The organism is Acinetobacter sp. 102 (assembly GCF_037028485.1).
Lineage (GTDB): Bacteria > Pseudomonadota > Gammaproteobacteria > Pseudomonadales > Moraxellaceae > Acinetobacter > Acinetobacter higginsii.
The window spans coordinates 57,056-73,641 of sequence record NZ_JAZEZK010000002.1 but is presented as its reverse complement, the minus strand read 5'-3'; the positions used below and the strand labels follow the sequence as shown (position 1 = coordinate 73,641).

The window sequence follows — 16,586 nt, the reverse complement described above, 5'->3', positions numbered from 1 at the left end:
ATTCTCGTAAAAAAAGCAGAGGCTGATGCTCTGCTTTTTTATTTCAGCTTAAATCAAGTTATGAACTTAGATTTTACCGTGACATTGTTTGTATTTTAGACCTGAACCACATGGACAAGGCGCATTACGACTTTCTGGTACTGGGAATGCATTTTCTGTCACTTCAGTTTCTTCAAAAGCAGTGACTTCACCCGTTAAACCATCAACATCATCATGCTCGAAAGACAGACGCATTGATTCAGCTTGACGTTGTTGCTGTGCTTCAAGTTCAGCTAACTCTTCTGCTGTCGGCACATGCACACGAGAAAGGTCCGTCACGACATCAGACTTGATCACACCCAACATATTCACAAACAAGTTAAAGGCTTCTTTCTTGTATTCTTGCTCAGGATTCTTCTGCGCATAACCACGTAAATGAATACCTTGACGCAGATAATCCATCGCCGCTAAATGATCTTTCCAATGGCGATCAAGTGAATTCAACATAAAGTGACGTTCAAGCATTGCTGCTGATTCATCACCCATTTGTTCACGGCGTTGACGATAACGTGCAATTACTTCATCAGTAATGCGTGCAATCAAACCTTCCTCATCTAAACGACGATCTTGGTCTAGCCATTGCTGTACAGGCAAGTCAATACCTAAATCTGCATGTAAAGCATTTTCCAAGCCTTCGATATCCCACTGATCATGAACCGACTCAGGTGGAATAAAGTCCGCAATTAAACCCTTCACCACTTCTTGATGCATTTCTTCGATGTAATCTTGTAAAGTGCTTTCAGCCAATACTTCATCACGTTGCGAATAAATGATCTTACGTTGTTCGTTGTTTACATCATCGTATTTCAATAAGTTCTTACGAATATCAAAGTTACGTGCTTCAACTTTACGCTGCGCATTTTCGATTGAACGACTGACCATTTTGTGTTCAATCGCTTCACTTTCTTGTAAGCCCATCGCACGCATCATGGCAACCACACGATCACCCGCGAAGATACGCATCAAGTCATCTTCAAGCGATAAATAGAAACGAGATACACCTGGGTCACCTTGACGACCGGCACGACCACGTAACTGGTTATCAATACGACGTGATTCGTGACGTTCAGAACCAATGATATGCAAACCACCCGAACTTAAAACATCTTCGTGATCTTTTTCCCATTGTGCTTGTAAGCGTGCTTCATCTTCAGGCGTTGAATTTTCAATTTTGGCAAGCTTGGCTTTCCAGTTACCACCCAGCAAAATATCTGTACCACGACCCGCCATGTTGGTCGCAATCGTCACCGCATTTGGACTACCCGCTTGTGCAATAATATCCGCTTCACGTTCGTGCTGTTTTGCGTTCAAGACTTCGTGATGAATACCAGCTTGTAGCAACTTAGAAGACAAGATTTCACTTGCTTCAATAGTCGCGGTACCAATCAAGATTGGTGCAACACCCTGCTGACGAATATTAGTAATTTCTTCAATAATCGCGGTGTATTTACCATTACGGTTTAAATAAATTAAATCGTTATGATCCTTACGAACCATTGGACGGTGCGTTGGAATAATGACAACATCTAGGCCATAAATTTCTTTCATTTCCGCAGCTTCAGTATCTGCAGTACCCGTCATACCTGAAAGTTTTTTATACAGACGGAAATAATTCTGGAAGGTTGTCGTTGCAAGCGTTTGGTTTTCAGGTTGAATTTCCATGCTCTCTTTGGCTTCAACCGCTTGATGCAAACCTTCTGACCAACGACGACCTGGCATGGTACGACCAGTGCTTTCATCCACAATAATGACTTCTTCTTTCTGAGTCTGTGGATTCACACCGATGATGTAGTGTACGTTCTTTTGATAAAGATAATGTGCACGAATCGCTGCAGTCACATGGTGAACCAAATTCAGGTTAGTTGCTGAATAAAGACTCTCGCCTTCAGCCAACAAGCCCATTTCAATCAGTTTTTGCTCAACCGTTTCATAGCCGACTTCAGTCATTTCAACTGAACGTTGTTTCTCATCGACCCAGAAATGCCCACCATCAGCCACTTTTTCTTCTTTCTGTGGACGTAATGTTGGGGGAATATTATTAATGAGCTGATAAAGATGAGATGAATCTTCACTTTGACCGGAAATAATTAATGGCGTACGCGCTTCATCAATTAGAATTGAGTCGACTTCATCGATGATGGCATAGCTTAAACCACGCTGTTTTTTCTCTTGTAGAGAAAACACCATATTGTCACGTAGATAGTCGAAACCGAATTCGTTATTGGTACCGTAAGTAATATCAGCAGTATACGCTTGTGCTTTTTCAGCAGGCATTTGCATGGAGTAAATCACACCAATGCTGAGCCCTAAGAATTCGAATAATGGACGGTTTAACTCAGCATCACGTTGTGCCAAGTAGTCGTTCACCGTAATCACGTGAACACCTTGACCGCTTAATGCATTGAGATAACACGCCAAAGTACCCATCAGGGTTTTACCTTCACCTGTACGCATTTCGGCAATTTTACCTTCGTGCAAGGTAATACCACCAATCAACTGCACGTCATAATGGCGCATGCCCATGACACGTTTTGCTGCTTCACGACACACCGCAAACGCTTCTGGCATTAACTTATCTAAACTTTCGCCATTACTAAAACGTTGTTTGAATTCTGGAGTTTTTGCAGAGAGGTCTGCATCGTTAAGAGCAGATATCGTCGGTTCAAGCGCATTAATTTGTTCAACAATTTTACGCATGCGTTTGAGCTCACGCTCATTTTTTGTACCGAAGATACCTCCGATCAGACTTGCCAACATGAATAAACTCTCTAATCCTGTTTGTTATAAGGTTTGTCAATTTCAACAAACCCTAGGTCGGTTAATTTTTTCTTAGCTGTTATTATGGAGTCAGAAATAAGAACTACAAGTGCTTTGCATTCAAACAGGCAAAAAAATCTGCGAGGCGATTCTGACATCACACAACCAAAGAGCGTTAATGTAGCAAATTTGCATTTAACTTACATCGATTTGAATGTGTATTTCTGATCATTTTTTAGCATCACTACTTATTCATATCCAAAAAATTCATAACAAAATGAAAAAACAATCTTTTTATTTATAAAGAGAATACTGCATATTGAATAGAGATAGAAAACATAAAGAATGTATAGAGGACTGATCATGACATTACGTTTAGGCGACATCGCCCCAAATTTCCAACAACAATCAAGCCAAGGCGATATTGATTTCTATGGCTTTTTAGGGGATAGCTGGGGAATCCTTTTTTCCCATCCTGCCGACTACACCCCAGTCTGTACCACGGAACTTGGCTATACCGCAAAGCTAAAAGATGAGTTTGACAAGCGTGGAGTGAAAGCCATCGCCCTTTCAGTCGATGATGTTGAATCACATCAAGGCTGGATTCAGGACATCAACGAAACGCAAAATACCACGGTCAACTTCCCGATTATCGCGGACAAAGACCGTAAAGTTTCTGAGCTATATGGCTTTATTCATCCAAATGCCAGTGAGACTTTAACGGTACGTTCATTGGTGATTATTGACCCGAACAAGAAAGTTCGCTTGATTATTACCTATCCTGCGTCGACAGGCCGTAATTTTAATGAAGTATTGCGTGTGGTAGATTCACTACAATTAACTGACAAGCATAAAGTGGCAACCCCAGCAAACTGGCAACATGGCGAAGATGTGGTGATTGTGCCTTCATTGAAAGATGAAGAAGAAATCAAACAACGCTTCCCGAAAGGCTATAAGGCGGTCAAACCATATTTAAGACTCACCCCCCAGCCTGAACAAGATTAAAGCGTATGCTTTAATCGCAGTGCAAGACAAACGAAGTGCGTAGCAATAAAGACGAGCAATGCTCGTTCCTGAGAAGCGGCTAAAGCTTCGCAAGAAGATGAGCAGCTATGCTGTGAGCTAAGCGTGCAAGACAAACGGAGTGCGTAGTAGAGGATAAACCCAAGCAGTAAGAAAATAATATTAAATCTGAATAACATGCATCTCAGCCTATCCTCTGGATAGGCTTTTTTATATACCAGCAAAAATTGTTTTGGTATTTCTGAATCAATCGGTTATAAAAATAATTCGATCCGCTACACAATAAAAAAAGCACCATGATCTACAATATCCACCATCTACATTGTGGCAGCTTCTGCCCGACTTGTGCGCCATTATTTGGACAAAAAGGTTGGAAAGCGCACCTCGTTTGTCATTGCCTGTTGATTGAAACTGATCGTGGCTTAGTCTTAATTGACACAGGTCTAGGGCTTCAAGACTATTTACATACTGAACAGCGTTTAGGCCGTTTACTTAAACAGTTTGGTTCAATTGTGCCGAATTTAAAACTTACTGCCATCCAACAAATTCAACAGCTCGGCTTTAACCCCAGTGATGTAAAACATATTTTTGTGACCCATTTAGATTTTGATCATGCCGGTGGAATTTCAGACTTCCCCAATGCCACTGTACATCTCTTAGCTGCGGAATTTAATGCCACTCAATCACTCACAGCCAAAGGCAAGCTCCGTTATAAAACGGAGCAATTCAAACAACATCGCCATTGGAGCTTTGCGGAACATAGTGAAGGTGAATCTTGGTTTAATCTACAAAAAGTCAAAGGATTAGCCTTATTTCAAGAGGAAATCCTAATGATTCCACTGATTGGCCATACTGCTGGACACTGTGGGATTGCGATTAAAAAGACTGATGGCTGGGTCCTATTCTGTGGCGATGCCTATTACACCCACTTGGAACTCAATCCAAAAAATAAACTCAGAGCCTTAGATTTCACTGAACGCTTATTGGCTGAAAATAATCAACTGCGTTTGCAAAACCTCAAGCAGTTACAATATCTCGCTCAACATGAACCAAGCATTGAGTTAATTTGTGCGCACGATCCCGTCGAATTCAATCGTTATCAGTAATATGAAAAAAACACTCCTTGCCCTCACCCTGATTTCTACACTCAGTGTAGGCGGATGCATGAAGCATTCAAGCCTCAATGATGAACAACGTCCAAAAAACTGGGGAACACTGATTTCACAGCAGCATAATTTTTATCAAATTAGCAATGATGTATTTCGTAGTGATCAGCCCAGCAATGAACTCATTCCAAGCTTAAAACAATATAACATTGATACGGTCATCAATCTCAGAGCCAAAAATGAAGATGCCAAAGTTTTAAAAGATCAACCGTTTAATCTTGTGCATATTCCAATTTATACATGGGCCATCAATCGTCAAGATCTATTACAGACCATGCAAGCGATTCAGACAGCCAAAGAAAAGAATCATAAAATTTTAGTGCATTGCTACCATGGTTCTGACCGTACTGGTGCAACCATTGCCATGTATCGGATTGTTTTTGAAAACTGGTCAATTGATGATGCGGTCAAAGAGATGAAACAAGGAGGCTATGGCTTCCATGTGATCTGGAAAAATATTGATCATTTATTTACGCCTGAAAATGTAAAATGGATTCAACAACAACTGTCTAATCCATCTCGCTAAACATTGGAATTATTTTGGACCAAGCTCTATTTATTTAGCAAATAGAGCTTATTAAAGAAGCTAAATTGTCCAGTCATCATGAATCAACCTGCACAATATACTGCTCAAAATTGCATGATCACCAAGCAAGTTTTACTTGCCCTTCTGCTTTTCAAAAAGCTGAATGAGCCAGCCATAGCTTCAAAATTTCAGAATCACCACCATCGCTATCCGTGACCAATAAGAACACTTCCCCATCGGATCTCGACTCCAACCAAGTAATCCCTTCAACTTTAATCGCGAGCGTTTTACCTTCTTCATCTTGAATCAAATGGCTAGATAAGGCTTTACCATCTGGCGAAAACAGCAAAATAAAACTACCCAGCACATCACCATCGTCATAGGTATTTAATGTTTGCTCAACCGCTGCCGTGGCGACAATTAGATTTTTATCCACAAAAAAATAGGCATCAGAAATCCCACTTGCAGCCCCCTCAATCTCAGGCAAATTGAGATTAAGCGAGTTGATAAGCGCGTTTTCTAACGATTTTCCTGCTTGAATTTCAGCTAAATCAAAGACTAAAACACCATGATGGCGATTAATATTGCCACGTTGAAAGATATAGAGATGATGATGGTCTGAACATACGGCTTCTATATTCAGTTCAGCTCCACCCGTTAATTCAACGCTGTTTTCTAAAAAGTGATAATCGACTGCATCCAGAAAAATGCGGATTTGATTGTTAGATGGATTATAAAGTAATGCTTGTTTTCGATTTTCGGTAGAACCTGATCCCATCACCAGTAGTTGCTGTTGCCCATCTAAGGTTATGCAACTTAGTGCTTCAAAATCAGGCTTTTTTGCTTTGCTCAATACACTAAATGATATTTGCTCAGACGACTCAGATAACGGAACTTTTTCAAAAACCGTTGCACTACCTATATTGTTGTTTCGATTGGTTTTGAGTAAGTAACGGACATCGTCCCCAACAAGGTAAACATCGTCCCCTATACAGGCGACACCAGAGAGTGCACTAACATCAGAATCTTGTGAAAAAACAAATCGTTCTAATATTCTGATCGCTGTATTCATGATCGCGAGTCCCCTATTTAATTTTGCTGGAACACTCACAGCATGAATAAAGCCTGTGATGTGTTCCTGATTTGATCTAGGGGATGATCAAGGTTTATCGTTGGTCAAGCGGAACCCAATCAATCACCCAAGCAGATTTCATATTTAAGCTTTCATCCGTTGTGATTTTCTTACGCGTGTTATCCGCAGTATCACGATCCTTGGCAGGACCAACCATAATACGGATTCCTTTAGAGGTCTGGCTGGTCGTTACCTTGTAGCCTTTAGCACGTAATTTCGACACAACAGCATCTGCATTGGCTTGGTTTGCTGCCAAAGCGACTTGTACCATCCACTTTTTATCGCCATTTTCCATCAGATCGCGTGCTTTCTCAGCCTCAGCTTTCTTCTTAGTATCTTCGTCAGCTTTGCGTTTTTTCTCATCAGCAGCTTTCTTCTCTGCTTCTGCCTTACGTTTATCTTCTGCTGCTTTCTTGTCAGCTTCTGCTTTGCGTTTATCTTCAGCGGCTTTCTTGTCTGCTTCTGCTTTACGCTTATCTTCTGCAGCTTTCTTGTCTGCTTCTGCTTTACGTTTATCTTCGGCTGCTTTCTTGTCTGCTGCTTCAGCTTTACGCTTATCTTCCGCTAACTTCTTATCAGCATCAGACTTTTGTTGATCTGTTTTCTGTTGTTCAGCGCGCTTCTTTTCATCCGCTTTACGTTTTTCATCCGCAAGTCGTTGAGCCTTGGCTTTTTCATCTTCAACCAATTCAGGTGGAATATTATCCGAGCTTTCTTGAGCTGCAGTACGACGTGCATTAATCGCTGCATATTCTTCCGCAGCTTTACGTGCTGCTGCTGCTTCGGCCTGTTGCTGCATCTTTAAGAATTCAGCTGCACGCGCTTCTTGTTCAGCCACCGCTTTTTCACGTGAACGACGCTGTTCTTCCAGCAACCGCTTTTCTGTTTCCACATCGACAGCCAATGGTTGTAATGACACCATTTCGCTGTCTTGAGCTGGCTGTGCTGTTTTCGGTTTAGACTCAGTTTTGGGAATCGGATGAGTAACTGGAGCTTGCGTGTGATCTTGCTCAATTTCATCATTGCCCTTTAACAGCAATGCAGCTAATAAAACACCACCACCGAGTAGAACAACGCCGCCCATCCAACGTTGTTTGTTATTCATCGACATTCTTCTAAATACTCCCAGACCGCTTCTAAAGTATGAAACGAACCACAGACTAAAATCAGCTGATTGTTATTACTTTGTTTCAGCACAGTTTCAAACGCTTGCTGGATACTGCCGAACTCGTATACCTGTTGCCCTTGCAATGCATCATGGATCTGTTGCACTGGTGCGGCTCTAGGCACATCTAAATTAGCAATAAACCAATCTTTTACTGTTGTTTTTAGTAAATCAGTGACCGATGGAATGTCTTTATCGGCCAGCATTGAAAATACTGCAACAACATCTGTGTACTGTTTATTGTATTTTAAGAATTTTCGCAACTGCTTCAATAAAAATTCGACACCATGTGCATTATGCCCAGCATCAAAAATTACGGTTTTATCTTGGATTTGTCGTATTTCAAAACGACCTTGTAAGCGTGCTTGTTGAATCCCCGTAGCAATCGCTGCTTGAGAAACCTCAACACCACTCACCAATACAGCAGCTACTGCGGTAGAAATATTGTCGAGCGCTAGTTGTCCAACAGGAAGCTGTAAGGTTGTGCCAGAAGACGCAAATGACCAAGTTTGGCAATCATCATTCTGCTGGTAAAAATAATCTCGATTCAAGGCATATAGCTGAGCTTGGGTTTCAACTATTTTATCTTGAATGGCTTGTGGCAGTTGTTGCTGACCTGCGAACACCACTGGAATATTCGGACGAATAATCCCTGCTTTTTCAAATGCGATTTTTTCTACGGTGTCGCCGAGCCAATCTAGATGATCTAGACCAATATTGGTAATCACAGCAATATCAGGATCGATCACATTGACCACATCAAGACGACCGCCTAGACCGACTTCAAGCACCCAAACATCACATTGTTGCTGTTTAAAAATCAAAAAAGCAGCCAAAGTGGTTGCTTCAAAAAAAGATAGACTTAAACCACATTCACGTCGTGCTTGATCGACTAAAACAAACGCATCCACCAAACTTCGATCATCAACTTCAGCACCCGCCAACTTTACCCTTTCATTAAAACGATAAATATGCGGTGATTGATACAGGCCAACCTTGTAACCTTGCGCATTTAAAATCGCAGCCAAGGTTGTGGTGGTTGAACCTTTACCATTGGTTCCAGCGATGGTAAACACCTTCGCCTGAGGTTGCATCACACCGAGCTTTTCAGCGACGGGAATGACACGTTCTAAACCTAAATCAATGCCTGTAACATGAACATGGCCCCAATAATCGAGCCATGTTGTTAATGTGTCTGTTGAATGTGGTGCGAGTGGTTTCAAGGTAAATTCATCAGCTTAGCGACAAGTCTGTATACAGTATCACGTAATGCATGACGATGAACGATCTGATCGACCACACCATGATCAAGCAAATATTCTGCACGTTGGAACGGTTCTTCCAGTTTTTCACGTACTGTTTGTTCAATCACGCGTTTACCTGCAAAACCAATCATCGCTTTCGGTTCAGCAATATGGACATCACCAAGCATCGCCAATGAAGCGGTTACACCACCGTATACAGGATGAGTGAGTACCACCAAGTATGGAACACGCGCTTCTTTCATTTTTTGGATTGCAGCCGCAGTACGCGCCATCTGCATTAAAGACAACATGCCTTCTTGCATACGTGCGCCGCCAGAAGCAGCAAAACAGATCATTGGTTGATGCAAGGCGATTGCGCGTTCAGCGGCCTGTACAAAACGGTCGCCAACGACAGTACCCATTGAACCTGCCATAAAATCAAACTCAAAGGCACATGCAATCAGATCTAGGCCTTTCAACGAACCCTGCATTACCACAAGTGCTTCGGTTTCATCTGTTTTGTCTTGTGCTTCACGAATGCGATCTGGATAAGGTCTGCTATCTACAAATTTTAATGGATCTTTGGGATTAAATTCTTGACCTAACTCACCATTCACTTGATCAAAGAACCAGTTCAAACGATCACGCGCACGCATATGTAAGTGCTCATCACACTGAGGACACACATAGGCATTAAATGACATTGCAGTACGTGTTACCAGCGCATGGCACTCAGGACATTCAATCGTAGGCTCAGTAAAGGTCGCTTTAAATATCTGTTGTTGATCTGCAACCTGAATACCTGGGACATGACGCTCAGTCCAAGGTGTTGAAGGGTTAAGAACCTTCCCTGATGTTAACTCTTGACTCATACTAACTCATCGAGCGCAGCTCGAAGCTCCTTCACTTTATTCACCGTCTGTTGCGCAGCTTCATCCGCTGGCAATGTCGCAAAAGATTTAACGAAAGCACTTCCTACAATCACGGCATCGGCAACTTGACCCATTGCTTTTGCAGACGCAGCATCACTAATCCCGAAACCAACACCTACTGGTACATTGGTCTTAGACTTAATTTTTGCAATACGCGCTGCTGCTTCAGAGGTATCTAAAGTTGCTGCACCTGTCACACCTTTGAGTGACACATAGTAAACAAAGCCGCTCGCCTGATTGACCACATGTTGGATACGTTGGTCGGTTGAAGTAGGTGCAAGCAAGAAGATCTGATCCATTCCATTTTGTTGAAGAACTTCACCTAATTGCTTAGACTCTTCTGGCGGTAAGTCCACCAAAAGCACCCCATCCACACCACAGTCTTTCGCATAAGCAACAAACTTTTCATAACCAATGACTTCGACAGGATTTAAATATCCCATCAATACCACTGGTGTGGTTTGGTCTTTTTCACGAAAGACTTTCACCATATCCAATGCATCTAAGGTATTGGTTCCGCCTGCCAAAGCACGCTCAGCGGCTAAAGCAATCACAGGACCATCTGCCATTGGGTCAGAGAATGGTAGACCCAGTTCAATGACATCGACACCCGCTTCAACCATTTGGTGAAGCAATGGAACGGTTACCTGTGGATGCGGGTCACCTGCCATAACATAAGAAACAAGCGCTTTACGTTGCTGAGATTTAAGCTGTTCAAAACGAGTGGCAAGACGTGACATAGGATTATGCTTTCCTGATTTATATAAATTAAGGAGTTGTTTGTAGTCATACAAAAACACTGCATTGTAACGCTATTTTTTGTTCATTGAACAGAGTTTGACGTGAATGCGACAGTGAATCTTGCTACTTACAACAGCCTTGCTACATTTATCTATATTTTGAGTTTTTTCTCAATGATCAAAGCTTCCTAATTTTGGACTGATCGCATAGCATTTTAGAAATCAGCCAAGCTCCTTTATACTAGCCGCAATTTTTAAGTTTTCTTTTTATTTTTATGTCTGCCCACTCTCAGGAAAAAGTACAAAGCAATGCCCTTGCTTTGCTACCGCTATTGGTATTTTTGATCATCTTTCTCGGGAGTGGTGTCTATCATTCAATGATTGGGACAGAATTTGCCTTCTATCAAGTCAAAGCACCTGTTGCTGCTATTCCAGCCGTCATTTTGGCGTTGTTGTTATATAAGCAAAAACTCAATGCAGCAATTGAAGAGTTTTTGCAAGGCGCCAGTCACCCTAATCTGATTCTGATGTTTATGGTATTTATGCTGGCAGGTGCTTTTGCCAGTGTCTCCAGTGCCATAGGCAGCGTCGATGCGACGGTACAGTTGGGACTTTCACTTATTTCGCCAGAATTTGTCTTACCCATGCTGTTTATCATTGCCGCGTTTATTGCAACAGCAATGGGAACATCAATGGGCACCATTGCCGCCTGTGCCCCAATCGCCTTTGGTTTTGCCCAAGCCACTGATATTGCGCCAGTATATGCAATTGGTGCTGTAGTCGGTGGTGCCATGTTTGGCGACAATTTATCTATGATCTCAGATACTACCATTGCTGCAACCCGTAGCCAGAATGTCGAACTGAGAGATAAGTTTAGAGTCAATGTCTGGATTGCACTCCCTGCGGCCATTATGACCTTATTGGTCTACATTTCGATGAGCCATGAGGCGGAAGCGATTCAATCAACCCCTTATGATATCTGGCTGATTCTGCCTTATCTAGCTGTGTTTTTCCTCGCTTTTACCCGCCTGCATGTCCTCGCGGTACTGATGATCGGTGTAATTTTATCGGGCTTGATGGGATTGATTGAGAAGCCAGACTTCGACTTACTCAAGTTAAATAGCGCGATTTATGATGGCTTTGTCGGCATGTTTGAGGTGGCATTACTTTCCATGTTGTTAGGTGGATTATCCACCTTGATGCAAAAAGAAGGTGGTTTACAGTGGTTGATCCAACGTATCTATGCCATTACAAGCCTATTCAAATTCGGTAAACAACGTGCTGGTGAATTAGGGATTAGTTTCCTAGTCGTATTCTCGAATCTCTTTGTGGCCAATAACACCGTGGCAATTATTTTATCGGGCGATATGGCGCGTGAAGTGGCAAGAGAATATGGCGTAGATCCTAAACGCAGTGCGGCTTTACTGGATATTTTTTCTTGTGTAATTCAAGGGATTATCCCCTACGGCGCGCAACTGCTGTTGGCCTGTTCGATTGCCAAACTCTCACCCGTTGAATTGATTGGCAATATTTATTATTGCTGGATCCTTGCAATTTGCGCAGTCCTTGCCATTGTCTTTAATTATCCGCGCCTCAAAACACGTTAAATCCTGTGCGAAATACGAGACTCGGAAATGTCGTTCACAACCTGCGTGGTCTCAGTAAAATACTGTTTCTGCGAAATAATGAAAGAAATACAAGAAGTGAACAGGTTTTGTGAATGACAATGGTTTTGCCTACTTTTGCCAAAACAAAAGTAGGTCGAACCGAAGGTTTATCCAATAATTAGGTGAGAATACAGCAAGACTCTGTTGAGAAAATTTCTATTTAAATAAGACTTACGCCCAGTGGAAAGATTCATTTAAAATCTAAAGAGATTTTAAAAACTGCTTGGGAGTAACTCCTGTCCAACGCTTAAATGCACGTCCAAACGCACTCTGATCAGCATAATTCAGCCGCTCCGCAATCTCAGAAAAAGATTTACCTTGCTGCAAATACAGCTTGCTCTGCTCTAAACGATATTGATCCAGCACATCCTGAAAATTTAACTCATAGGCCTTCAGTTGGCGTTGTAGCGTCCGTTCCGAACAGTGCAGACGTTTTGCCACATAACTTTGCAATACCTCTTCCTGCTGCAATAAACCTTGCTCGATAAAGCCATGTATTTTTTGACGAAATTGCTGCTGTTGTACCTCAAAAGAACTCACGCTATTCAATGAATGCTGTGCTTGAGTGGATAACACTTGATTCAGTTGCAGATCGGCAGCAATACTTTTTGCCTTCAAAATTTGATTGGAAAAGCGGATGGCATACTGCCCCTGCTGAATCTGAATCGGACAACCATAGAATTTTTCAAAATGATAGAGCGCGGTATGCGGCGCATAGCCAAATTGGATCATCTGCGGTGGCACTAAAGCATCCTGCACAATCGATTGTGAAATTTTAAAGATCAAGGCCAGATTGAGCTCATACATTTCTCGATAATCGCTATAGGATGCACTCCAAACAATTTGAATATATTCAGAAAACTGCTGTACATCGAGTTGTTCTAAATTGGTTTGTTTAAACACTAGAGAATAATAGCGTTGTAAGAGTTGAAGTGCTTGTTGTAGATCAATACTGGTCGATGCTAAATAGCCCATCAGACCCAAATCTTGTAAATTGGCATGCTCTGCCAATACCAAAGTAATCGGACGAGTAAAGTGTGCTTGAGCAGCCTGTAACAACAAGGCATAGCGTTCGACATCAAAGTCACGCTCATCGGGGTTTTCCAAACAGGCTTGAAAGGCTTGCCAAAGTTCAGGTGCAACAACTTTAGACAAATCAATTTGTTCCTGTTGTAAAACACGATTAAACAAACGCAAATATCCAATGATTATTTTAACTGACATGGGTCAATCTCATCCTGAGCTGTCGTTATTTGTATAAAACTTGGCTGTAACTGTCAAAACATTTCATCGGAGTTTTTCCATACTGAGTGCATGAAGAAAAACAAGGAATAGTCAAGATGAATGCACATGTTTCCTATCAAGTTGATCCGGTAGTGAGAACGAAACTGGACTTCCACCTCGACCAAGCGCCACGCTTCTGGTTTGGGGGTGATCCGTTCCGTACTCGTATGTTTGATGCTTTAAGCCTCACCTTCCCTGATGGCGAGCGCTACTTTATTGAATGTGTCCGTTTATTCCGTGACAAAATTGATGATCCAGACTTGCAGGAACGTGTTGCTGATTTTATCCGTCAGGAAGCACAACATGGCATTGCACATGACAAAATGAACCAAGTCATGAAAGATCAAGGGATGCCTGTGGATCAGTTCACGGCGCGTTTAAAGAAAATCTTTAGATTTGAACTCAAGAATCGTTCTCCGCAATACAACATTGCTATGACCGCAGCAGCCGAGCATTTAACTGCACTAATGGCCGATACCTTCTATAGTAAAAAAGAAACCTTAGCGGAAGCTGATCCATTTGTACGTGCGCTTTTTGCTTGGCATGCGATTGAAGAAATGGAACATCGTGATGTGGCTTTTGATGTGATGCGTGAAGTTGGTGAAGTACCTGAAGCCACTCGTCGCTTTGCCCTAGTGTTCACCACAGTGATGATGTTTGGCTTCACCCTGTATCGTACTGATGTCATGCTCAAAACTGATGGTTTTAACTTAAGACAACGTTTTGATATGGCACGTAAAGGTTTGCCTTGGTTCTTTGGTCGCAACGGGATTTTAACCGCGAAAAAAGCGCAATATAGCGACTGGTTTAAAAAAGATTTCCATCCGAATCAACATCCTGTTATTCGCCAGTATGATGTCTGGATTGATACTTTAGCTAAGACCAATGACCCAATTGCAGCAGGTGAAGCATTCTGGCAAGCGGGGTTATAAATTAGATTTAAGCGATATCTATTAAAATATTGGGCTAATCGGCATTAGCCCAATAATATCTTCAGGATTACATATATTGCCTGATACCGCCTACACGTCGCCCCTTAATCCAATCCTTAGGATTTATAGCACTACCCACTTTATTAACGACTAACAATCCAATTATTGGTGTGATGAACATCAATATAAGTAATGCACTAGCTCTACTATCACGTCGCTGGCGAGCTGTTTGCCCAGATGGGTTTATTAGTGTTATAAGATTAATAATCCAAATAAACGCTAACGGTAATTTTGTAAACACAGCTAAGCACGTCTTTAATATATTTTTTTGGTTATCCTTATAACTACGAATCAACATTATCAAAAATAATGTAAAAGATATAATTCCAGATAAGATAAGCCCCCATATAGGATTTCCACCGAACATATGAAAAAGGAAAAAAATACCCAAAAATGATACTGGTATCAAAAAAGTTAAGCCTAAGTCGTCATAATCAATGAAAACAACTATCTTTCTATTTTTTCCTGCCCCTAAAAAGATCCCTAGCACGACAATAGAAAATGCTAAGAACAAAAGAATATTGTATATATTATAAGCTTCCACCCTCACCCCCTCTTAAGATTATTTTAATACATTTCATTAACTAAACAATTCGAACCATAGAAGATCATATCAACAAAAAAAATCATTTAAATTTAAAACATCTTATCTTTTTTATAGAAATATTTATAAAATAATATGCTCTCCTTCAATACACTCATACCATACAGATGATTAAAAAGTCAGAATTCTGACTTTAAGATCACCACTTCGCGTAATGTTGTTCTAATAAGCCATATTCATTATCTAAGGTCACTAACTCCACCTGTTCATGTGCAATCGTACCACTGACTTTGGCTTGCCATTGATTAAACTGACTGCCAATCAAACGCAGATTAATATTTTCAAAACGGCACCAGCCTGTTTCCACCATCAAATTCAAACATCCACCCAAAGAACGAATCGACCAAGTATTTTCATTTTGCTGTTCAAATAAAACATCCGTCAGTGGAAACAAACGACCATTCACCCATAAGGCATTTTCATTACCAAAACTTTCATTGACTCCTGAAGCCAGATTAAGGCCAATCCGACGGTCCTGCGCATCACGGAACTGGCAAGACAACCAAAACCAAGCTGTTTCAGGGCGCAAAAAACCACAGGTATCATCCAAAGCCGCAAGGCTATGGGCATTAAATTCAATCTGTTGTCGATCTGGGCTGATAAAGAATCCTTCAACCGCCAATGTGGTTTGTTTCTGGGTATAGGTCCAGCCATTAATCCCCGTCGGGCTACATAAACTTAAGGCATCCGTACCTGCACAAAAAATTCGGGCTTTCAATTGAACCTCACCATGTTTGGTCACTTGGATATAGCGCACCCCATTGGCATGCTGCATATCGAATTGATAAGCCGATTTTTTAAACGAACTTTGGCTAAATAAGGGCTGTTCATCCAATTGGGTCTTTAGAGCCAATGGCTGAATCGCATTCCACTCAATCACTTTCTCTGATTGATGGTCGTAGACATAGAAAAAACCATGCCCTGCCCAAGACAAATCAACAATCGCAACCCCAATACTGTAGTGCTCATGCTGCAAACCACAGAATTTAAATTTTTTATATTTAAGTTGTTTGCGCCAGCCTGTTAGCACCTGCCCAAAAGGCGTTTTATAAATATAGTCGTCCAGATTAATCCGCGAAGGGACTTGCTCAAAACGTCCGTAACGCGGTTGACCATTGGCTTGTATCAAATCCATTTTATATTCCATGATTGCTAGGTCGCATCTACGCCCATAATAGACTGTAAGTGATCAAATTTACTACTATTTTTATATAAATAACTGCAACGAAATTCACATTTTACCGGATAAATCCAAGCCCTTAATGGACTTTTTTAGCTCACAATTTCATCAAATATTCATACAGACCTTTTATTT

At 41.4% G+C, this 16,586-nt stretch carries 14 protein-coding genes; 5 read left to right on the top strand and 9 right to left on the bottom strand.

From position 1 onward, the window contains the following. Positions 1-66: 66 nt before the first annotated feature. Positions 67-2,796: a preprotein translocase subunit SecA gene (gene secA, locus WA352_RS02565; protein ID WP_004802826.1), complete on the bottom strand. Its 2,730-nt coding sequence runs from the start codon at positions 2,794-2,796 to the stop codon at positions 67-69. 363 nt (positions 2,797-3,159) lie between these two features. Here secA and WA352_RS02560 point away from each other — a divergent pair, with 363 nt between their 5' ends. From WA352_RS02560 to WA352_RS02550, 3 genes are all read left to right on the top strand, one after another. Then, entirely contained in the window at positions 3,160-3,801 is a 642-nt protein-coding gene (locus WA352_RS02560; protein ID WP_251116398.1) for a peroxiredoxin, read from the top strand. Between the two features lie 314 nt (positions 3,802-4,115). Continuing rightward, positions 4,116-4,925 (top strand): MBL fold metallo-hydrolase, encoded by an 810-nt coding sequence (locus WA352_RS02555; RefSeq protein ID WP_241272147.1) that lies wholly within the window; start codon positions 4,116-4,118, stop codon positions 4,923-4,925. A 1-nt stretch (position 4,926) separates the two neighbouring features. Then, positions 4,927-5,511, top strand: a complete 585-nt coding sequence (locus tag WA352_RS02550; protein WP_032859819.1) for a dual specificity protein phosphatase family protein — start codon at positions 4,927-4,929, stop codon at positions 5,509-5,511. Positions 5,512-5,662: 151 nt separating this feature from the next. Here WA352_RS02550 and WA352_RS02545 read toward each other — a convergent pair whose 3' ends face one another. The 5 genes from WA352_RS02545 to trpA all read right to left on the bottom strand — a co-directional run bounded on the left by WA352_RS02545 (position 5,663) and on the right by trpA (position 10,724). Beyond that, complete coding sequence (locus WA352_RS02545; protein WP_336141152.1) at positions 5,663-6,583, bottom strand: DUF6929 family protein; 921 nt, start codon at positions 6,581-6,583, stop codon at positions 5,663-5,665. A 94-nt stretch (positions 6,584-6,677) separates the two neighbouring features. Beyond that, positions 6,678-7,754 carry an SPOR domain-containing protein gene (locus WA352_RS02540; protein ID WP_336141150.1) on the bottom strand — a complete coding sequence of 359 codons (1,077 nt, stop codon included), beginning with the start codon at positions 7,752-7,754 and terminating at the stop codon, positions 6,678-6,680. Next, a complete protein-coding gene (gene folC / locus WA352_RS02535; RefSeq protein ID WP_336141148.1) occupies positions 7,745-9,031 on the bottom strand; it encodes a bifunctional tetrahydrofolate synthase/dihydrofolate synthase in 1,287 nt (428 codons plus the stop codon). Before folC ends, WA352_RS02540 begins: the two co-directional genes overlap by 10 nt. Beyond that, positions 9,028-9,924, bottom strand: a complete 897-nt coding sequence (gene accD, locus WA352_RS02530; RefSeq protein ID WP_004802814.1) for an acetyl-CoA carboxylase, carboxyltransferase subunit beta — start codon at positions 9,922-9,924, stop codon at positions 9,028-9,030. The genes folC and accD overlap by 4 nt, the downstream gene beginning before the upstream one ends. After that, entirely contained in the window at positions 9,921-10,724 is an 804-nt protein-coding gene (gene trpA, locus WA352_RS02525; protein ID WP_336141146.1) for a tryptophan synthase subunit alpha, read from the bottom strand. Before trpA ends, accD begins: the two co-directional genes overlap by 4 nt. Positions 10,725-10,999: 275 nt before the next feature. Between trpA and WA352_RS02520 the strand changes: the two genes are divergently transcribed. Then, positions 11,000-12,331, top strand: a complete 1,332-nt coding sequence (locus tag WA352_RS02520; protein ID WP_336141145.1) for a Na+/H+ antiporter NhaC family protein — start codon at positions 11,000-11,002, stop codon at positions 12,329-12,331. Between the two features lie 261 nt (positions 12,332-12,592). On the opposite strand, the gene WA352_RS02515 is transcribed toward WA352_RS02520, so the two are convergent. After that, positions 12,593-13,615 carry an AraC family transcriptional regulator gene (locus WA352_RS02515; RefSeq protein ID WP_336141142.1) on the bottom strand — a complete coding sequence of 341 codons (1,023 nt, stop codon included), beginning with the start codon at positions 13,613-13,615 and terminating at the stop codon, positions 12,593-12,595. Between the two features lie 116 nt (positions 13,616-13,731). Here WA352_RS02515 and WA352_RS02510 point away from each other — a divergent pair, with 116 nt between their 5' ends. Beyond that, positions 13,732-14,607: a metal-dependent hydrolase gene (locus tag WA352_RS02510; protein WP_336141140.1), complete on the top strand. Its 876-nt coding sequence runs from the start codon at positions 13,732-13,734 to the stop codon at positions 14,605-14,607. Between the two features lie 67 nt (positions 14,608-14,674). Here the strand turns inward: WA352_RS02510 and WA352_RS02505 are convergent, their stop codons facing one another. Together WA352_RS02505 and WA352_RS02500 are read right to left on the bottom strand one after the other, a co-directional pair. After that, positions 14,675-15,211 (bottom strand): hypothetical protein, encoded by a 537-nt coding sequence (locus WA352_RS02505; protein ID WP_336141137.1) that lies wholly within the window; start codon positions 15,209-15,211, stop codon positions 14,675-14,677. 199 nt (positions 15,212-15,410) lie between these two features. After that, positions 15,411-16,406 (bottom strand): DUF2804 domain-containing protein, encoded by a 996-nt coding sequence (locus WA352_RS02500; RefSeq protein WP_004802803.1) that lies wholly within the window; start codon positions 16,404-16,406, stop codon positions 15,411-15,413. Positions 16,407-16,586: the final 180 nt, after the last annotated feature.